A 22,935-nucleotide genomic window follows, 5' to 3' on the forward strand; every position below is an offset into this window, starting at 1 on the left:
TTGAGGACAGGGTGCCGCAGATGTATTCGCGGAAGATGCGTTACACCCACTGGCACGGCCACCCGGACGACTGCCGGGCCGAGCGTGCCGCCGAAACTCATCGGTCGCGCGACGGGCGGTCCGGATGTTGCGACCACGGCGTGGCCTTGGGTGGCTGGTCCGAGAACGGCGTCGAGCTTGCGAATGGCTCGGGTATCCGAAACCCGCCCTCGGCGACCTCGGCGCGCAGGAGCGCGAGCTTCTCGGCGTTCGCCGTCCATATCTCGTCGACGCCCAGCCCGAGCACCGCACGCATCCGACCGGAACCGGTGACGCCCCACACGGCGAGGCGCATGCTTGCCTCGCGGGCCGGCCGCACGAAGTCTTCGGACAGCAGCGGGGCAGGGACGGCGAGACCGGTAGCACCGGTGCGGCGCGCCGCCTCGAAGAGGGTGTCCATACCCGCTCCATCGGATCGCACCGCCCGAGCCACCCAACCGAGGGCGCCGCGAACACCCGAGGTGGCCGTCGTCAGGGAGTTGATCAACATCACGCGCTGGCAGTCCGGGGCCAGCTCCGCAGCCGCCGTCAGTACCCGCTGATCGAATGCGTGCAGCTCCCCCCGTATACCGTGACGCGCGAACGTGGCGACAACCTCGGCCGCTTTCGTCCGGACCTCCTCGTCGGACCAGCGCGGACCGGCATTCACTTGCACCGCCAGCGTCGCATCCGCGAACGCTGCCGACCGGCACACGGCACCGAGGGCAGCCACATCCTCAGCGCCCCGGCCGACCCGCACGACGATCGCGTTCACGCCCAGCGCGAGCGCGTCCGTGCACGCCGACCCGGAATCCGCGAGCCCGTCTGCCCCGAGTTGCACGGCGATCCTCGGCCCTGCCGTTGGGGAAGGCCGCGCTGCTGCGACGTCCGGCTCAGTAGGACGCGATCGTCCTGCACCAACCGGATCGGCCACCGCCTTCTCCGCAGGATCCTGGAGTGACCGGTGATCGCCGAGTCCTGCGAGTGCCGCATCCAATTGGGGCGCGCGGCGATTCCGGACAGGTGTGACCACCCGCGCCCGAATGCGGTGCAGCACGGTCGGGTTGTCGACCGTAGGCCGGTGCGGTTCTCTGGGCAGCTCACCACCCCGGCCGGTAAGACACCACGCTGCGGACCGCAACGACTCCGACGGCTGCGCCGCGAAGCCCAACGCGTAGTCCAGGTACTCACCACGGCCGTCGTAGGGAGCCGACAAGTGTGGGAAACCGGGTTCCGTACGCATGCGCGTCGCAGTGGTGTCGGTTGCCGGATCGTTCCCGAGGCCGAGTGGCCCGTCACTGAGCGACCGCCCCCACATGCCGGGTGCGTCCGCGCCGAACCCGGTATCCGGGTTGTCGGATAGTGCCAACACCCAGCTGTGCCGGCAACTGGCATCCACGATGCTGTCGAACCGCCTGCCGCGATGGGGAGAACCTGCCAGCACCCGGTGCTCGAATACGCCATCCAGTCGCCCGCCCACGGCGGCGTCGCATACGGTCGAGGTTCCGTAGCCGGAGGCGAGCACCGAAAACTTCGCCGTGCTCACCGCGCGGAGGGCCAGGACGTCGCGCGCAAACAGTCTCCCACCGGCCTCCGCCAGTTCGGGCCTGGCAGCCCAGGCTTCTTTGTTGTCGCCAGGTGCCTCGTAGCCCATCCAGCACACCACGGCCACCTTGCGGGAGCGGTCCGCGCGCACCAACTCCTCGTAGAGATTCCGCGCTTTTTCCACCCGACTGGGCGCCGACTGCAGCCGCGTGTTCACACCGTCCACATACCAGACCACATGCTCCGCATCCTCGAGCCGGCAGTTGCCGAGGACGAACGTGCCGGATCCGTTGCCGCCGAACGTCTCCGGGGCCAACGCCACCGTGGACACGATCGGTGCAGGAATATCGCGGTGCACCGTCACCGACCGAGTAAGTGCCTCATCGACGGCGTAGAGATTTCTGAAGACCCGGCGTTCGGACCGGCTGGCATTCTTGCTGCCTCTGGCATGAATAGCGGAAGAAGTGGCGAATCGCCAATGGTCGTTGGCGTAGTCCGCCACCTCGGACGGAATACCCGGGGCGTTGCCCAGGATCTCGGGGTGGACCGCCACCACGGCGCCCCGTTCGTCGGACGATAGTCGGTGCCACCACCGCCGATTGTCGGCGGCAAGTCGAGCGGCTCTCGTGAAGTCGTCCGGTAGACCTCGGTGCCACAAATCACTTGGCTCGGTTGCGTGGTCGCCGCGCTTGTCGATCGCGGTCCTCGCGAGCACGTGATCCGCGGCGGTTACACCCAAGGCCGGCTTACCCGAGTTCGGATCACGCGGCAGCACGTCATCGTAGGCAGACTCGGTCCGCTCGCGGCGTATGTAGTCGGCAAAGCGGACCGGCTCGTTGTTCGAATCATCGTAGGTCACCAGCCGGTCCGAACGACCGGCCAGGATGCGGCCCATATTGTCCAACGAATCCGTCGATGCCTTGATCCGGTCGTCGACATACAGCAGGAATTCGTCATCGATGGTCTTGCCGGCTGCGAATGGCGCACCCTCAACCCGCTGCCCGACTGCACGGGCCTGCGCCAACAACGCCACGGTATGGCCCGCACCCCCGGAAGGAAACCGGCACGAGAATTGCACACCGGGCAACTCCATCGACCTGGCGGGACTATTCGTCCGCGCAGCAACCCCGAAGTAGACGTCCACGGATGTGGCGACATCGCGCAGCACGTCGCCCATCGTCTCGATATTCGATTCGCCGCAGACCACTACGGTGCCGACGGCGCGCGTGACCGATTCGTGGGTCAGCGCCTTCTTCGCCGCCCGGCCGCCCTCCCCGTGCACGACCAACTGCCGTTCCGGACGGAGCCGGGCGCCCGTAACCACATCGCCGCACAGTGCCGCCATATCCCCGGCCAAGCGGTGACCATCAGTCCCGGACCACACCAGCACCCTGACCGGTCGTTCCGGGTTCTCCCGTACGGCCACCTCATAGTGGTTGTACGCCAACTGCATTCGCTGATCCAGGCGTCGCAGGTCGCGGTCGGAGCCGTCCACATGCCATGCCTCCGCGACCGGGTCGGCGCTGCCGAACGAGATGATGATCGACCCGCCGCTCGGGTCGTCGGCATCGAACGACTCGAGCAGTACGGTCGGTGCCGGCACACCGGGCGTCTGAACTGCCGCGGCCGAATGACCCGCCCGGATCAACAGGTCCTCGACATGCAGCAGATACTCCCGCAACCGCCGCTCGCGCCCGGTGGGCGTGGTTGTCGCCGCCGCGTCCTCGAGTACGGCCCTCGCCTTCGCAAACGCCCTGCGGTTGGCCTGATCGCGCACATCGCGCGGGAATCCGCCTGCCTTGCCGACGAACTCCGGCCACACCCGCACCAGCGCCTCCAGGTCGTCCACGCCCAGCGTCCGCGCGATACGTTCGTTCCCGGCGGCGTGAGCCGCGCATTCCTCGGCGGCGACCGCGTGTTTCGCGGCAGATCGCCGCTGCCACCGGTACACCAGATCCGCCGGCTTCGCCTCGGGTCCCCAATGCTCACGCAACACCCGCTCGGCTCGCTGTCGATTGCCGATATCTCGATCGCCGTTGCCGTCGGCGTATCGCCCGTGCTCGGAGTCGATGGGTCGCGCGACCACCCCGCCGCCAGCTCGACGTCGATCCACCGAAGCGACGGTGTCGCCGCGTCCTGCGGTGATTTGCGCGACGTTGGCCAGTGCTTCGGTGGGCAGCCCGGTCGCCGGGTCGTAGTGCAGATAGCCCTGATGCGTGGCCTCGACGCCGGCGAAGTTCGGCGAGTCGGGGAACTCGGCGGGAATTCGTTTGCCGCCGAATGCCTCGGTGGCGGGATCGATGCCGAGGCCGAGCCAAGCGTTGAGGCGGCTCCACGCGCCGGGTTCGTCCGCTCCGAACATGGTCACCAGATCGCGCCACGATGCGGCGATATAGACATTGTCGGCGCCGATGCCTAGCTCTGCGGCATGGCGAACCGAGGCCGCTCCCGGCGAGCCCGCGGCGATTGCCGAGCGGACCAAGCCGGCGAACCTGCCGTACCTGCCCGCATAGAACATCGTGACCGAACCGTAGCTGTGCCCGTAGACCCGGATGGCAAGCTGGTCGGGGGCGGCGGTTCCGGCGAGACTTCTGGTGGCGTGGAATGCCGCGATGTCGCACAGCAACCGGTCCCCGCCGACGCGTGCGCGGCGTCGGAAGGCGGCCTTCGCATAACCGGTGTTCACCGGCCCGGCCGGCGCGTCGTATCCGATCCAGATGATCGACGCCAGCTCGAGCGACGGATCTACCCGCAGCGTCTCCTCATACAGGTTGCGCAGCGGCTTGAACTGGTAGGCCAGCGAGGAGGACGTCGTATTCGTACCCGGCACATGCCAGTTCACCGTGTGCGCGGTGTCCACATTGCCGAGCGCGACGACTGCCTTCCCTTTGCCGTTGAAGGCGGTCGAGTCGTAGGACAGGACGTGCACCGGCGGACTGCCCGGTACCTCCGTGGCCTGTCGGTCCAACTCTCGCAAGTGATTTCGGGTACGGATGAGGTTTCCGAACTGCTTCCTCTCGGCGTCGCTGATGTCGGTCCGCAACCAGTTGAGGAGCCTCTGGTCCGCTGGCTTGCGGGCTAGGAACTCGCCTAGATCGCGGCTGATCGACAGCCGGTTGGCGTGGTCGCGGATCGTGGCGGGAAGGCCGTCGGCGTTACCGATCCGGTGTGGGTAGACCTGGATGAGTGCCTGTTGCGAAGCGCTCAACGCACCTGGTTCGGCGGGGTCGCGCAGCGAGTTCCACCATTTGCCGTTCTCGGTCGCACGGCGTTGTGCGGACCGCGCCGGCAGGCGATACCCCCAACGCTGCAACCTATCCGCATTGTCGAAGCCGCCCGCACGTAGCGCCTCGTCGGCCAGCCGCCGCTGTTCGTCATCGATACCGTGATCCACAGGTAACGAGCGCCAGGAGCCGGGCACGATGCCGGTGCCGTTGTTGTCCTCCGGATGCGCTGGCTTCTCGGACGAGGCGGTCGCTGAATGGGTGCCGCCGGGGGCGATGGGGCCGCCTCCACCTGGCTCGTCAGCAGGCGGCCCGTTCTGGTTCGATCGGCCGTCGGGTCGATCCGTAGTCGCCGACGAGGAACCTCGACGGCTGGCCCTGGACCGTTCGCCCGACTCCGGTGGATCCTGCCGGTCCATCCAGTCCAAGACCGCGTCCAGACATTCGTCCGCCGTGTACGTTTCGTATTCCACGACATGGTGTACGCGCTGGAATCCGCTCTCGTCGATACCGTTTTCGTCTACGGCCGAAGTTCCCGCACGGGTCGCGATCCACCCCGCGACGTGCCGGACGATGTCGACCGCACGCAAGGCGCGCACGGAACCGTCGGGTTCGAAGGTGGCAGGCGACATCGCCGGTGCGAACCGGTTGACCAGGAGTTGGCGTTCGGCGGCGGTGAGTTGGTCGAGCGCTGTGTCCAAGTCAGCGGGACTCGCCTCGGCCAGCGCTGTGGCCGACAGCGCCATGGACCGGTGGTGTTCGGCCGCAACGGTGCTCACCCATCGCTGAGCCGCGATGAGCGCCATACTGCGGATCATTGGTGTACCCGCTCCCACTCGCAGCTGGTGTAGCGCCCCTCGATGAGTCGAACTGAGCCCCTGGACAGCGGATTCCATCTGCTCTGGGCTTGCCTCGGCCAGCAGTTGTCGCGGATCCGGCTGGTCGGCACTCAGCAAGGCGGCGTACATGGCCGCTCGGAAACGGTCGAACTCCGATGTCGTGGACGGCGGGTTGCCAAGTTGGCTCGCCGCAACATGCCGTGCCTGCTCATTTCTGATCTTGCGGCGGAGACTGGTCAGGTTCGCCCGCACATCGAGCACGGAAATATCCAGTGCCGCCGCTACCTCCTCGTGCGTCATACCCTGTTGCACCCGAGCGAGAACTTTGGTCTCGCGGAGGGTGAGCTGGAACGTGCTCGGCGAATTGTCGGCGGGCCGCTCGGGGATGGGTGACGGATATGCGCGGTGTTGGTGGGCTGGGTGTGGTTCGTCGATTCCCTCCCGCGACCAGGGCGTCGTCCGTCCGGGTGTGGGTTGCCGTGGGGTCTCGTCGTGTTCGTGTGGCCTGCTGCCGATCAGTCCACTCGAACCATCCGAATCCGGCTCTACATGTGCGGGCAGATCGACCTCGAGATCCGGCGTGACCCGCGGCGGACGCCCCGTGGTCACGTACTCGTGGATCGCCCACTGCGGCGACCCGACCGCCGCGCCATGAATGTCCGCCTCCGCGAACCCGACAGCGAGCGCTTCCACGTCGTTGAATACGGTCTTGGCTTCGTTACCGAAGGCGTACTCCGGCAGTCGAGCGAACCAGGTCCACCAGTGCTCGTCGATCAGGCCGAGACTCGACAGCTGTGAATGGGTCTGCGAGAGCACTTGTTGCAGATTTTTCGACAGCCCCTCCATGGCGTCGATCGCGTGCACGAACTCGTGCACGGCGTCGTGATGAAATGGCCTGTCGCCGACCGGATTCAAGCCGAACTCGAGCAACCGGATTCCGCGTTTGACAGCCTCTGTCGGCCTGGCCGCATCGCGCAGGCTGAACTGCATGCTCCGACCCGCCGTCGCGGGGTCCGCATCGTAGGACGTTCTGGCGCTGGTGCCCTCGGAGTCGGTGTAGTCGATGCGCAGTTCGCGAATGTTGGTCCGGCCCGGGAACCTGGTGAGCATCTCATCCAACCCACCGAGAATCTCCTCGACAACATGAGCAGGCACATCCGGATGATCGAATCCGGCCACCGCCACATGCGGATACATCAGGGTGAATGCCTCGACCAACCGAGCCTTGGCCCGCGCCTCTTTATCGAGCCCCGCGCGATGCATTATCTCGCCCCGGGTAAGCCCGGCATGCCGCTCAACCTGCGCCAACGCCGCCATATACCTACGATGGATATCGAATAGCACCTCTCGATGTTCCTTGGGCATCGGAAATTTCGAGATCCACTCTTCGAGGTAGGACACCGCCTCCCGAATGGCCGCGACATCCCACGTCGGCATAGCGTGGTCCAGCCACACCTCACGGCCGTCGACCCGCCACACGAACGACGACGCGAACACACCGGCGGGCGTCGCGTCGACGTCGGATCGGGCACGTCCGCCCATCACCTGGTTGTCGGCCACACTCCACTCGCGCGCCGTCCGGTGAGTCCTGGTCACCGCATCGAATAGGCCGAGCATCGTGGCCGAGGACGAGCCGAGAACCTCCGGGTCCACACCCTCGACACTGTCCCCCGGCCGCCCCGGGGTGAGCTCCCGATAAATGCGGTCATCTTCCAGGTTCAGCATCGCGTGGGCGACCGGAGCACCCATGATGGCGGCGACCTCGGTCTGCAACACCTGCACAAGAGCGTCTATCGGATCGGCATAGGTTTCCATGAACACCCGCAGGCCATTGTCGAACGTCACCTCCTCGACCCGAATCCCTGGCGCCCCCTCTGCCGCAAAGCGTTCGGCCATACCGGAATTCAGTCCGGCCAGCACCAGCTCCTCGAAACCGGGACCTGCGAATGCGCGCTCCCCAGGCGAATCCTCGAACGGCCTGCTACCGATCAGCCCGCGCGGACCGCCATCATCCGCCGCCGGTCGGTTGCCGACGCGGCCGCCCGGTTTCGGGCTGCCTTCGCCCGGCTCCGCATCGCCGCTTCGCGCGGGTGGTTGATCCGGCTCGGCTCGCGTGGTCCACGGTGTCCGCGGTGCCGGGCTCTGTTCACTCGCCATCACATCCGCGGATCCTCGCCAAAGGTCCGACCGCCCGCCCGGACCGTCGTCGCCCGCCTCGGGATCACTGCTCCGTACCGGCAGCTGATCCTGCTCCGCCACCTCGGCCCCCGGGGTGAGTGCAGCCGGACTCTGCTCGCTCGCGGTCACCTCGCCCGGTCTGTCTGAGCCGAACGCATTGCGCAGTCGCGCAACAGAATCGGCGAGAACCTCGGCCGCGTCCGTGGCCTGCAACCCCAGTCGCTCGGCAGCACCGGCCAAGGGCTCGCCCTCCACCAGATGCAGTGTCACCAACCGCTCCGCGGTGCCAGGGTCGGGCATATCGGCCAACGCAGCACGAACTGTTGCCGCGAAATCGGTATCGGAAAATCCCGTAAGAGCAGCCGGATCGGCCAATTCCCGATGCACGGTGGGCCGAGTCAGAATTTCCCGTGCCAACACGACATCGGCCATCTTCAAGCGCGTCGCACGCGCAATCTCCGTGTCATCGAGTGCCTCACCCGCGGAAATCATTCTCCTGATCTGCGCTCTTACCGTGATGACTTTCCGCAGGGTACGACTGTCGAGATCCGGCAACCCGCGCGCGACGAGATATCGGAGCATTGCTTCGCTACCACTGGCCCAGGCATGGGCGGCGAACGACGTGTAGGGGACATGGGTGTCGATCGCGCTCAGAATTCCCATCCACGCGGCCTGCACGGCCTCATCGCGGATCTCCGGAGCTTGACGACGCGCCAACGCATTCGGAACCCACGCAAATCTGGCGCAGATCTCGTCACGGATCTCCCGTTCCTCCGGTGAACCCACCCGGCTGACGACATATCGATTGAACAGATCTTCTTCGTCTCGATCACCGGACCGCCCGAAACGACCCATATCGTAGAATCGCTCGACAGCCTCCAGCAACACGTCACCACCGACACTCAACGCCCCACAGAGCTGCCGAAACTTCCTCAGCCGCAGACGAAACCGTTGGTTTTCGATTTGGTAAATGGAGTTCTGAGGCATCCGCGTTCGGCGCGCAAGCTCGGCCCCCGACATACCCGCGTGATTGCGCAGAGCCGCGATCCAGCTTCCGGGCAGCCCAGGGTCGTGCGCGGCGGGTTCGATATCGAGATTGATATCCGAATAGAAATGACGGGCGGCGGCGTGCAGCGGTTCGTCACCGACCCCAAGCGCGTCGCAGATCCGCCGGAATACCGCGAATCTTGGCCTGTTCCTTCCGGATTCGATCCTGGAGAGATGACCCGAGCCGGAACCGATCGCCTTCGCGACCTCGCTCCGGTTCATGCCCCGGTGGTGCCGCAGCGCCATGAACCAACTACCGGGCGACGCGGGATCGTGCGCGGCGGGGTCGGGATCGAGATTGATATCCGAATAGAAATGGCGAGCGGCGGCGGCGAGTACTTCCGGCGCAACTCCCAGTGCCTGGCAGATCCGCCAGAAGACGAACGAATTCGGAGTGTGTCCGCCCTCGATTCGGCTGACAAGTGTTTCGGGCATGCCTGCGGTCCGTTCCAACTCGGGCTGAGACACGTCCCGGTCATAGCGCAGAGCCGCAATCCAGTTTCCGGGCAACCGAGGGTCGTGCGCGGCGGGGTCGAGGTCGAGGTCGAGACCCCCGTAGAAATGGTCAGCCGCCTCGGCGAGCGCTTGCTGCTCCACACCTAGAACTCGCGTAATCCGCAAGAACAGACCAGGCCGCGGAGCCTCCCTGTTGTTCTCGTAGACCCGGATTCGCACCGGGTCCACACCGACCGCGTGTGCGAGGTCCGACTGTGTCATGCCCTTGCTGTTACGAACAGCGCGCAACCAGTTACCCAGCGAATCATGGGCAGCCGCACCGGTGTCCAGCACGACATCCGAATAGAACCGTCGGACGGCGTCGGTCAGTGCCTCGCCCTCGAGCCCGAGTGCTCGGCAGATCCGTTGAAAGGCGCCGATCCGCGGCTTCCGCTGCCCGCTCTCGATAGTAGACAGTGCGCTGTTCGCCAGGCCCGCCGCTTGCGTGAGCTGTTTCCGCGTCATCCCCCGCTCGAGCCGCAACGCCTTGATCCACGCACCCCGCGCGGCAGCCGAGTGCGGATCGTCCTCATGTGGTCTGCTCCCGATCAGATCACTCGGACCTCCACCTTCACCCCCGGTCCGTCGGCTGTCGGTGCCATCGGGTTCGGCATCGCTGCCGCGTATTGTCGGCTGATCCGGCTCAGCCTTCATCTGGTTCCCCGGTGTCGGATCCTGTTCGCTCGCGGTCACCTCGGCGGAGCCATGCGGATCGAACACATAACGCAGCCGTGCGACACACTCGGCGAGAACCTCACCCGCCGACGCGACCGTCAACCCCAACCGCGCGGCCACGTCGGCCAACGGCTCACCCTCCACCAGATGCAGCATCACCAACCGCGCAGCGGTATCAGGTTCAGCCAAATCCGCCAGCGCAGCGCGAACTGTCGTCACGAAATCGGTATCGGAAAACCCTGTAGTAGCGGCCGGATCGGCTACGTCTCGACTCAGCTCTCCATCTTTGCCCTGGACCGGCGCATTCAATTGCGCGGCGGGCCGAGCCAGAATCTCCCGCGCCAACACGACATCGGCCACCGGGTAACTCACCGCGCGCGCAATCGCCGCATCGTCGTGAACCTCGCCCGCGGCAACCATCCGGTCGATCTGCGCTCTGACTGTGCTGACTTTCTTCAGGGTGGGATTGTCGAGATCCGGGAACGCGCGCGCGAGATGGTATCGGAGAATTGCTCTCCTACCGCCGCCCCAGGCATGGGCGGCGAACGACGCGGAGGGGACGTGGCTGTCGATCGCGCTCAGAATCCCCATCCACGCGGCCTGCACCGCCTCATCGCGGATATCTGGAGATTCACGACGCGCCAACGCATCCGGAACCCACGCAACCGTGGCGCAAATCTCGTCCCGGATCGTCTTCTCCTCAGACGAACCCACCCGGCTGACCACATATCGATTGAAAAGAGCTACTTCCTCCCGGTCACCGGAGCGCTCATAGCGACCCGCATAGAATTGCTCGACCGCCTCCAGCAACGCATCGCCACCCACACCCAACGCCCCACAGAGCTGCCGCAATCTCCGCACCGGCGGAAAACGCGTTCCGAGTTCGACGGCGGAAATGTAGGGTTGGGACATTCGCGCCCGACGCGCAAGCTCTTTCTGCGTCATCCCGCGTTCGAGTCGCAACTCCTTGATCCAACCACCCAGCAATGTGTGCGGAGGGGGATTGATATCGAGGGGATAGAAGTGGCGGGTGGCGGCCCGTAGGAGTTCGTCACCGACCCCCAGCACGTCGCAGATCCGCCGGAACAGCGCGAATTCCGGCCTGTTCCTTCCAGATTCGATATGAGACAAATCCGAGCCCAACCCGATCGCCTTCGCAACCTCGCTTCCGGACATGCCCTGATCGTGTCGCAGCGCCATGAACCAGCTACCGGGTAACGCTGGATCGTGCGCGGCGGGATCGATATTGGGATTGACACCTCGATAGAAATGGCGAACGGCGGCGGCGAGTACTTCCGGCGCAACTTCCAGCGCCCGGCAGATCTGACGGAAGACCATGAGTTTCGGAGTGTGTCCACGCTCGATTCGACCGACAGATTGTTTCGGTACTCCCGCGGTCCGGGCCAGCTCGGCCTGAGACATGTCCCGGTCATAGCGCCACGCCGCAATCCAACTTCCGGGCAACCGCGGGTTGTGCGCGGCGGGGTCGAGACCGAACTCGATATCCCGATAGAACTCGCGAGCCGCCTCCGCAAGCGCTTGCTGCCCTACCTCCAGAACTCGCGCAATCCGCAAGAACAGACCAGGCAGCGGGTACACGCCATTCTCTATTTCCGTGATGCTCGTCGGCGCTATATCGACTGCGCGTGCGAGATCCGCCCTGGTCATACCCTTGCTGTTACGAAGAGCCGCCACCCAGCCACCCAGCGAATCATGGGCGGCCACAGCGGTTCCCACCTCGACGTCCCGATAGAATCTCCGGATAGCGTCGGTCACCGCCTCGCCATCGAGCCCGAGTGCCCGGCAGATCTGCTGAAAGTTGCCGAGCCGTGGCTTCGATTTCCCGCTCTCGATAGTGGATAGCGCGCTATTCGTCAGGCCCACGGCTTGCGCGAGCTGTTTCTGCGTCATCCCCCGCTCGAGTCGCAACGCCTTGATCCACGCACCCCGCGCGGCATCCGAGTGCGAATCGTCCTCATATGGCCTGCTGCCTATCAGCCCACTCGGGCCGGCCGAATCCGGATGATCCTCATGCGGCGGTAGATCGACCTCGAGATCCGGCGTGACCCGCGGCAGCCGACCAGTGGTCACGTACTCATGAATCGCCCATTGCGGCGAACCGACCGCCGCGCCGTGAATGTCCGCCTCAGCGAACCCGACAGCGAGCGCCTCCGCATCGTTGAGTACCGTCTTGGCTTCGTTGACGAAGGCGTACCTCGGCAGTCGCGTGAGCCAGGTCCACCAGGACTCCCCGATCAGGCCATCTCGCGACAGCTGTTGCCAGATCTGCGACAGCATCCACTGCAGGTTCTTCGACAGCCCCTCCACGGCATCGATCGCATGTACGAACCCGTGCACCGCGTTGTGATGAAACGGCCGGTCACCGACCGGATTCAAGCCGAACTCGAGAAACCGGATTCCGCGTTTTACAGTCTGTGCCGGGTTGGCCGCATCGCGCAGGCTGAACCGCATACTCAGGGTCCGGCCCGCCGCTGCGGGGTCCGCATAGTTATGCGTTCTGGGGCTGGTGGCCTCCCAGTCGGTGTAATCGATCCGCAGTTCGCGGATATTGGTCCGGCCCGGGAATCTGGTGAACATCTCATCCAGCCCACCCAGGATCTCCTCGACGACATCGGCGGGCACGTCCGGATGGTCGAACCCCACCACCGTGACGTGCGGATAGTTCAGAGTGAACACCTCGACCAACCGCGCGTTGGCCTGCGCTTGCGCATCGAGCCCGGCGCGATGCACTCGCTCGCCGAAGGTATGCACGGCGTGCCGCTCGACCTGCGCCAGCGCTGCCAGGTACTCACCGTGGATATCGAGCAGCGCCGCTCGATATTTCTCGGGCATCGGAAAATTAGAGATCCAGGTATCGAGGTGCGAGACCTGCTCCCGAATGGCCGCGACCTCCCCCGTCGGCATGGCGTGGTCCAACCACACCGGACGACCGTCGATACGCCGCACGAACAACGACGCGAACACACCGGCATGGGTGGCGTCGACGTCGGATCCGGAACGTCCGCCCATCACCTCGTTATCGGCCACACTCCACTCTCGCGCCGTCCGATGCGTCCCGGTCACCGCATCGAACAAGCCGAGCCGCAGGGCCGAGTCCGAGCCCAGAACCTCCGGGTCCACCACCTTGACGCTGTCCCCAGGTCGCCCTCGTGTGATTTCCCGATAAACGCGGTCGTCTTCCAGATTCAGCATCGCATGGGCAACCGGAGCACCCATCGTGATGGCGAGTTTGGTCTGCAATACCTGCACCAGCGCGTCCATCGGTTCGGCATACGTCTCCTTGAACACCCGCACGCCGTTGTCGAACGTCAATTCCTCGACCCGCACCCCCCGCGCATCCTCAACCACGAACCGTTCCGCAATACCGGATTCCAGCCCCGCCAGCACCAACTCCTCGAACTCCGGACCAGCAAACGCACGCTCACCAGGCGAATCCTCGAACGGCCTGCTGCCGATCAGTCCACCGGGACTACCGTTCCGGCCGGTCGCCGGTCGGTTGTCGAATCGCTCGTCGTCCCCGGCGCGGGACCATGCGCCGCTGTCATCGGCAAATGCTGTGCCGGTCATCAGCGGGTCCCGGGACGGTGCGAACTCGATGCGGGTACCACCGATAACGGCCTCCCGCACCGCGGGATCGGATTCCATCGCGAGCTCGATTTCACTATGGGTCAGCCAGCGGGCATCCGTGATGTGCCTCGCGTCGACACCCGCAATGAACCGCTCGGACGCATCGACCGCCACCATGCCGGTTTCCGCGATCCGCGACGGACCCACGGCATGCACATCCAACTCCACCGCCTCGAGTGCGGACGGCAGCCGCCACACGCCCCGCCTGCCGTCGCGGAAGACCTCCTTGACCATCAGGAACCGCTCGACTCCGGTGGCATCGACATGCCTGGCCAGCACGTCGGCGGCCGGTGACCGGACACCGGGAAAACGTTTACCGAGAAGCTCGATGATGTCCTCGCCGGAGGGACCGTCCGGAATAAGGGAGTCGGGAGGCGTGCCGAAGACCTGGGCCAGTTCGTTGTCCAGTTGTTCGGTGAGGGCAGCGAGCCTGGTTTCGTGGTGGTGAGCCTGGTCGGTGACGCGGGCGACCATGGTGAGTTCGCCGAATGCCGTCGCCCATCTCCTGGTGTTCCCGTCAGAGAATTGCCGATAGTCGTCCAGTTCCTGCCGACTCAGCTGCGCCGGGTCGCGGCCGACGGCGGCACCGAGTTCTGCCGTCGCCACATCGAGCAGGCTGTCGAGCCGGGTTCGGCTGGTCGAGCCAGGACGAAGGTCGAACCACACCAGTCCGTGAAAGTTGCAGGCTTTCTGGAGACCAGCGGTGTCGATCGCGTCGAGAGCATCCTCATGGACCTCCAGCTCCGCAGTCAGCGACTCCAGGCGGTCGGCCAACGCCCCCCGAACCCTGGCCGCGTCGTCGGCCGGTTCATCGCGTCCCAGCGCTGCGCTGCGCTGCTCATCGGCACGAAGCTGCCCCGCCAGCTCGTCGAAGCAACCGAGACGCCAGGCCAGCAACGCGATACGGTCGGCGCTCTCCAGGACCCCGCGGCTCACCACGAACCGTTCTGCGGCCGAATGCACCACGCCGGGTGGGTGGCGGTGCGCGTCGCCGACGCTCGTCCACCCCATCAGCTCATCGACGTACAGGTCGCGCTCGGTCGGATTCCGCAGCATGCGGCGCTGATTGAGCTGTGCCCACACCCGCCGCCGACGCGAGTCGGCGGCAAGCTCGTCGGGACGCAGCCGCAGCAACTCGGCCAGCCGATGCCGATCGACGACCTGCCGAGTCGCCCAGTCCAGCAGCACCGAAGAACCCGGCTGCAGGGCCGTCGACAACGGCGCCCCGAACACAGCACTCAGCCAGTTCCCCGCGACGCTGTGGTACTGCCCGGTGCGATGCCGGTAGCGCTCATAAGCCGATCCCGACACCCCTTCCGTCGGCCGCGCTCCGATCAGGCCGTCCGGGAAATCCTCGCCACGCACACCTGTCGATTCGCCATCGACCAGCGCGCGCTCCGGACCTTCGGGTCCGAGGCCGATCCCGAATCCCTTGTCCCACTTGCCCATCCAGCCGGACGGGTCGAACGGCGGCCAGTCGCGGGTGAGGGCGGCTCGTGCCGCGGCACCCGGCTCGACGCTGTGTGGATTGACCTGGTTCAGGTCGATCTGGACAAGACGGTCGTCGCCATCGTTGCGGACCAGCACCAGATCCACACCGCCGCCGTGGTCACGCGCCGAGTTCTCGACGGCCAGCAGGGCGAACGCACCCGGACTGTGTGCCAGATGCGTCGCCACGTCTTCGGGCCTATCGAACACCGCCGACCAGTCGGCGCCCACCCTGGCCGCGAATTCTTCGCCGGGCGCACCGACAGGGAAATCAGGACCCGCCATTGCCTCGACGAAGTGCACCGGATGGTCCGGTATCAGATATTTGACCAGCCACAGCATTTCGGACACGGTGTCGTGGCGTTCGCCTTCCAGAAGACGTACCAGAGCATTCCCATCCGCGGCGGAATCGACCACCTTGTCGTGGTAGAACGCCCGCGTGGCGGTGATATCGGCCAGGTCTCTCAGCCTTCGATGCTCGGCGTCGGAGTCGGTTTCGCCGGACACGAAGATCACGACGGCCCGACGGTGCCACGGTCCGAACTGCCGGTCCGATGTGAAGTCTTCGACAACCCGAGCAACGTCGGCGCCCAGCAGATCGGCGGTGCCCGAATCGACAATGTGCTGATCGGTGATGTCGTCGACGTCCGGCACCAGATCCGGGTCTCCCACAGTGAGCACCAGGTATCCGCTGTCCGGGTCGAATGCCCACAGATACACCTCTGGTTGCCCTGACATCCGGTCGGCGCGCTCGTCGGTACGGGTCAGTACAGCGCCGATGGTCTCCAGGTAGGCCAGTCGCCGCCGTCCGTCCTCGTCCACGTTCTCCCAGCTGTCGCGCAGCCGCGCCACCTCGTGGTCGAGCCGGTAGCGGCACGCCCGGTTGCGCCACCGCGCTGGGATTCCCGGCAGCTGTGCGGTCAGGTCGTGCCGTTGTCGCACGAGTGCCGCCCGTTGTGGCCAATCCGTGCGGAGATATGCCGCGGACGAGATGTCACGGTCTGCCCCGTCGGTGATTACCGATCTGAACCGGCTGCGGACCTGCTCGTCCCTGCGACGCCGCGCCAGGTCCTGATCGTCGGGAATTCGGCGCTTCACGTTGACGTGGACGGTTCCCAGATTCTCCGACCGTACCCGGAAGTTGCCTGAATCATCCTGTTCGACAACGGGTTTCAGTTGATGGATATCGTATCCGGTGCCGCGGAGCTCGCTGCGCAGCTCGAGGTTGTGCAGCAACATGTCGGTCACCGCGTCGTCGTGCCAGCCGTCCTCGGCTATTACGACGACAGTGTGTCCGGGCAGCAGGACGGTGTTCGGTGTCACCTGCCACGCGCCAGGATTGCGGCGCACCACGTCGGCGACGACCGCGGCGATGGCGGAGTGGTCGCGTGCATCCTGTTCGGCCCACCATTGCGGGACCCACGTGGCCAACCGCTCGATCTTCGCGATCTGTATCTCGACCTGCGCGCGCCTGCTCGACCAGTCCGCAGGATTCTCGGTGGTGCTCGGACGGGACATCTGGCGGTCTATCTCCGCGCTTTCCAGCGCAGCCTCATCGCGCAAGTAAGCGATCTCGGACGACCAGCCCGCTCGATCCAACATCTCCGGAAGGCTGATCCCCATCAGGCGTGCCCCGAGGCGGCAGCGCATCTCCCACAGGCGGCTCGGCCGTACGAACGTCAACACGACTTGCTCGTAGTAGCCGGGGTCGCCAACCGCGTGGTCGATGAGGACCTCGGTAAATCCTCTGCGGCACGCCATCTTTCCGGTGAACGTGGCGCGCGCCGCGTCCTCGGGTGACAGTTTTTCCCGGATGCCCGCATTGAACGTGGCGAGATTGTCGGCGATCATCTTGTTGTTCTGGACCCAGAAACCCTCGATTCCGTGGACGATGTCGCCGACCTCGTCCCACCCTTCGGCAAACATCACCCCGCCACGCGGCGTGCCTTGCGCGGCCACGATGGTGTTGCGCATGATTCCGGCGCGGTTGACCTCGCTCGATACGCCGACGTAGACCCCTCTGTCGTTGACGCTGTCGACAACCTCGTAGGAGTTCCGATACTCGTCGACCGGCGCGTAGTCGACCAGCCATTCCATCAGCTGGTACATGGTGCGCGCGTGCCAGATTCCGAAGCCCTCGTTCTCGAACTCGGCGCCGAGTTCGACGAACCGACGCCACAAGGGCAGGAGTTCGGCGAACGGCTCGTCGCCGACAAGGCGGAGCGCGACCTCGCCGACCGTCGAGAAGTGCCTGGCAAGCGGACCGAGCTGGGATGCCAACCAGCGGAAATCGGGGCTATTGCCTTGCGCTGCCCACTGCCTCGGATCGGCGGTGAGCAGCTGCGGGATCGCCGCTGCGAACTCGCGCCACGACCCCTGGCGTTCTCCCGGCACATCCGCCATAGGCCTGGTGCCGATGGACCCTGCGGTGCTTTCGTGTGGGCGGCCGCCGACCTGATCATCCGGTGCCCGTGTATCACCCGTATCGGTGTCGTGTGGGCGGCTGCCGATGCGGGCGGGTTCGGCCGACGGGGAAATGTCCGACTTGTGGGGCGTGTCCGCGTCGGTCCGCGACGGCAGATCAGGTGTGCCGTCGTCATTTACCGGCCGGCCCGGCTGTATCGAGTTGATTTCCTGCACCAGTTCTGCACTGACCTCGAGGTCCTGAGACGGGGGCAGGGTTTCGGCGGCGGCGGCTGCGGTGCGGTGCGACCTGGCGACAAGGTGACCGTCGGCGTCGAAGTCGATGGTCTCGAATCTGCGTTGGTCCGGGGACAGTCTGTCGATGAACTTTTGCTGTTCGTCTCGCCAGTTGTCGAACGGGACGGCCTTATTCAGCAGCGTGCGGCGGCTCTGGAGGTCTTTCGGGTCGTAGTCGGTGTTGTTTCGGCCGTCTCGGGAGGCCGCCAGGTCGACGACGACCAGTTTCGGAGGCTCACCCGGCTTGCTGTCGTTGACCAACAGCACCATGTGGTTGTCGGCGGCGGTGCTGCCTTTATCCTGGGTGTCCTTCCATTTGTAGACCAGGACTGCGATGCCTCCCGGCCGGGCTTTCAGCGATTCGGCCACCTTCTCCAGTGATCCGGCGTTCTCGAGTGGGGCGCCGAACACCTCCTCGACAACGTCACGGCCGTGGCCGGCCAGTTCGTTGGACAGCGGCTCGAAGCGGCGTGCGGTCAACACCCGCATACCGGTCACGGCATTGTTGACGCAGTTGTTGGGGCTGCGGCGGTGGATCCACACGACCAGGTCGAGCAGGGCCGCGGTGGCCAGATAGTGCGATGCTGCGGCGATAACCTCCTCCCCCACGGGGTTTTCGGCTACCGGGTCCCCGGTCGCTGGGTCGTCGACGACGGCAGCGGTCTCCGAGTCGCCCGGTGTCGCCGGGCGCTCGGCTACTCGATTCACCGATTCGGAGTGCATTGGCGGGGAGGCGGCGGCAGGGGCGACCGGTTGGAGGGTGGTCTCGGTGGACCGGTGGTGCTCGACTGCGTCGCCCAGGACGTCGCGGGCTACGGCGGGGGTGATGTCGGAGACGGGGTAACCCAGCGCTTTCGCCAGGTTGGCGCCGGCTTCGGTCAGCGCGGGGTCGATCATGCGCATGCCTTCGGCGCCGTCGATGTCCGCGGTGTCCCAGCCGAGTTCGGCGGCCAGCCGGTCCCGTTGCGGAATCAGCAGGTCCAGTGCCCGCTCATCGGTGAGCTGCGGGTACCGGGCAGCCGTCGCAGGTTCGGTTGCCTCGACCTGTTGGCGCAATGCCTCCACCGCGGCGGGCGGCAGACCGGCCTGGACCAGCAACCGGCCCAGCGGATCGCCTGCGCCGTCGTGGTCGAACGCAGCAGCGGCGTCGGCAACGGTCGACGTCGGAATCCCCAGCAGCCCGGCCAGGCGCGCAGCCTGGTCCGGCTGCTCGAGGTCCGTGCGGTCTGGGAAGTAGCTCGCCTCGGCGGCGGCGAGAGCGGCGGCCGGGTTATCGGTGATGTATGCGTGGTGGCGGATGAAGTCGGCGGTGGCGTGGCGGAGCGCACGCTCTTGCAGTTCGGGCACCAGCGAGCGGAGATTGTGGCCGGCCTCGACCAGGTTGTTGTGATTTTCGGGGGTGGGGTCGGTGCGGTGGGCTTCGGCAACTTGTTCGTAGCGGACCGCCGCCGCGCGTACCCCGTTCAGGTGCATGGCCTTCCGGATCAGCGCGTCCTGCGGCGATATCAGCGCCTGCGCGGCCCCGCGGTCTCCGTTGCGTGCGGTGCGGTTCTTGGCCTGCTCATGGATGTAGGACTGCTCGGGGACTTCGGTCATCCACACGAACATGCCGCCCTTGGCCTGCACCGCCTCCGACACCGAGATATCGACACCACGCTGTCCCTGCCGGTTGATCACCAGGATCTTGCCCTGCTCACCGGCGGCATCGAAGATCTTCTGCAACTGGGTTTCCCACCCCGCGCCCCACCCGGCGATCCGGTCGGCGTCGACCGCCTCGATCGCCTCCCTGGGCACCCCCTGGCGCACCAACGCCTGCACCTGCCTGTCGACCAGGTCGTTGCGATGACACAAGATTTCCTGGGACCTGCCCTGGCCCCCCTGCCACACTCTGTGCGCGCCCTCGGCGATAGTGGTCAGCTTGGCGCGGGTGTTCGCCACCACCTCGGGGGCGCCCTCCATCAACCGTTGCTCCCGAGACCGGTCGACGTGGTGCACTTCTTCCAGACCGTAGATCTTCTCCAGCACGGGGTTGAGGTCCGCCAGCGTGCCCGAGGCACCGGTGACCTCATCGAAGAACCGGTCCTCCGGGCGTCCCCCGGTGCGATAGATTTCTACCGCGTTGATGCTCTTGGCCGAGTCGGCGTCGGCGCGCACTACGATCTGATGCTGCTCGGCGCTCATCCCGATGGCTTCGGCCGACCGGATCTCCTTGGCCTCGACGGCCTGAGCCAGGCTCGCCTTGCCCCGCTCGGCGCTCCACCGTGATTCGCTCGAGGTCTTCGGGTTGCGTTGCAAACCGTGTTCGCCCTGATCGATGATGACGATCTTGCCCGCGTCCATCACGTAGTGGGTGCTCTTGCGGCAGGTGAACTCGGCGGCAGCGGCCGTCTCGAGCCGCGACAACCCCACCCCTTCCAACCACTGTTTCCCGCCCGGAAGTGCCTCGACCTTCTCCCGTCCCCCCGGCGTCAACTCCGCCCGGCCGTCGTACCAGAACTCGACCTCTGGGGTTCCGTCGGGGTACAGGCCGACTTCTTCGATGATCCGGGTGAGACCGAAATCCTCGTGCGACAACGCCCCCTTCTCCAGCGCGTCGGCGAGGAAATCGTGGGCGGCGAACACCTCGCGTGCCGTCGCCTCGGGCGCGGCCTGCTCCACCCCTTCCGACCGAAGAAACTGCCTCTCACCACGGTCGATGATGCCGTCCATCTCATCGATCAATGCGTGGCGCGGCGGCCGGTGACCGGCGTTGCACAGATGCCCGACCGTTTCGCCGGTGGCCACCACGACCGCCGGCCGACCGTTGGTGACCGGTCCGAAACCCTGCTGCTGGTCGGCCCGGAACACATCGATCCCGACATCGGTCAAGAGCTGTCGATACCTGGTGAATTCCCGGTGGGCCAGCCCATCGGTCGTCGTCACCAAAAGACACTCGCCGTGACGCACCGCCCGCTGCATCGCCGCCGCCATGAACATCAGCGACTTGCCCTCGCCCGGCTTCATCTCCACCGGACGCTTGTCCAGCGCGAAGACCCCCTCGGCCTGCTCGACCCGCAGTACCATCCCGCCCGGCCCGGCATCGCTGATCGTGCCGCGCCGAATGATCTCCGTCGCCGCGATCATCGACTTCTGCGCGTCGGTGTCGAACAATCCTGCCTTCAACACCTCGTCGGGAAGGTTGCACAGCCGAAGCTGCTCCGGAACGTGATCCGCGGAACCGGCGTCGAAATCGGCCAACAACTCGACCGCCTGATCACGAGCGCTCAGCGCATGCGAACCGGCACTCTCGACCGAATCCGCAGGCGGGCCGGCCGACACCTCGTCACCCGTTTCACCCGCCAGGGCGTTCCGCTCCGCCCCAGCAGCTTGGTCCTCATTCCCGGCGGGAGGGTGCTCCTCATTCCCCGGCAACCGGTGTTCCCCGGCGGCAGGCGTTTCGGGCACCTCGCCAGTGCCAGTGGCCGCGCGGGCGTCAACCGGGGTCCCGTGGCGGGCTTCATCTGCCGCGGCACTCACCTTGCCGGGCTCGTAATTCCCTGGTGACCCGTGTTCCCCGGTGGCAGGTGTTTCGGGCCCCGTGCCGACCTGACGGGCCGGGGTGCTCGTCGCAACCTTCGGCGGCGCCGACGTTTCCCCACCGGCCTCGACCGATCGTGGCGCTGCCGCATTCGTGCGGGCAACCGGTTCGCCCCGCTGCGGGCTCGCCACCTGCGCACCAGTCTCCGAACGCCCCGCCGAACCGGCCGCGGAGTCGAATCCGACCGGAGCGCGGTCGGCCGCGCCATTGTGTGGCGTCGAGCCCGATACCGCGGGCGACCGCGATTCGCCGGACTTGACCGGCGCGGCGTTCCCGTGCGCTCCGGCCGCGGGTACTTCCGCCCGCTCGCCCCCGGCACCCACGGCATCCGGAGCCGCCGCCCACGCCGCCTTCGCCGCCGCCCACGCCTGCTGCGATTCCGCGGACACCTCGACCGGTGGGAGAGCTGGTGTCGGCGTGGCGGTGTCCTCGCTGTGCGCGGCGGCGGGCAGGTCGGGCCGGGTGAAAGCCCCACCGCCGTCGGGCACCGCCCCCGCCGGGGCACCCGCCCCCGGGCGAGCGGCGGCGTGCGCGTGAACTGCCCCGGCGAAACCGCCATTGAGCAACGGCGCCAGCACGTGATCGAAATGCTCCGGCCAACCGGTCACCAACGATGCCGCACCCAAGCCCGCCACCGCGCCCGCAGTGCCATGCACCAACCCGAGCGCCAACCGGCTGCCCTCGATCCGGGGAAACACCTTCGGCGCGACCCGGCCCGCGACCATGCCGCCGAGCGCACCACCCGCTCCCGACAAGGCCGCGACTTTGATCGATGTCGGATCGATGCCCGTCGGATTCTCACCGTCCGGTCCGATCACGGTGAGGGTTCGATCACCGGATACGATTTGCAGCGCCTGTACGCCCGCGTCGACACTCACCGGCAGCGCGGCGGCTTTACCCAACGTGATCGGCAACCGGAGCGCCCCCAGCGCGGACAGCCGGGCGGCTGTCCGCGCCGCGCCCGCCCGGAACGCCTGCTCCAGACCCGCACGCATCACCGCGACACTGGCCCGCCCCTCGATCAGCATCGACTCCACCACCGGCGCCGCCGCCACTTCCCCGGCAGGACCAGCGGCGAGGGCACCGGACAGCACACCGAAGATCCGCCACGCCAACTCGATCCCGAAGACGAACATCACACACAGCGTCTTCTCCGCGTCGTTGGCGGCCGCCTGCACCTGATCGGCCAGGGCCAGCGCATCGTCACCGAGTCTGGCCGCCCCATCTCGGTGCAAACCCAGCGTCTCGCGCAGCCGTTCGCCGAGCACGCCCACCGAATTCTCTTGTGTCAGTAAATCTTTCGCGTCCCTTGAGCGATCGCTCAGCGCGGCTGCCTGCGACCGGAACTCCGCAGCCATCCGACGCATCCCGGAAATGTCGGCACGCGGCAGCTCTCCGCCGAACACCACCATCTGGATCGGACGCCGCAGCACAGCAGGCAAACCCTCGAACGCGTTCCGCAGCTCCACGACCGGGTTCAGTGACCATGAACCGTCCACCG

At 66.3% G+C, this 22,935-nt stretch carries 1 protein-coding gene; it reads right to left on the reverse strand.

Annotation, left to right across the window (positions count from 1 at the left end; genetic code table 11):
* Positions 1–97 precede the first annotated feature (97 nt).
* A complete protein-coding gene (locus OIE68_RS10245) occupies positions 98–22,933 on the reverse strand; it encodes a helix-turn-helix domain-containing protein (RefSeq protein ID WP_327099140.1) in 22,836 nt (7,611 codons plus the stop codon).
* Between the last annotated feature and the right edge of the window lie 2 nt (positions 22,934–22,935).

This window comes from Nocardia vinacea (genome assembly GCF_035920345.1).
Classification (GTDB): Bacteria; Actinomycetota; Actinomycetes; order Mycobacteriales; family Mycobacteriaceae; genus Nocardia; species Nocardia vinacea_A.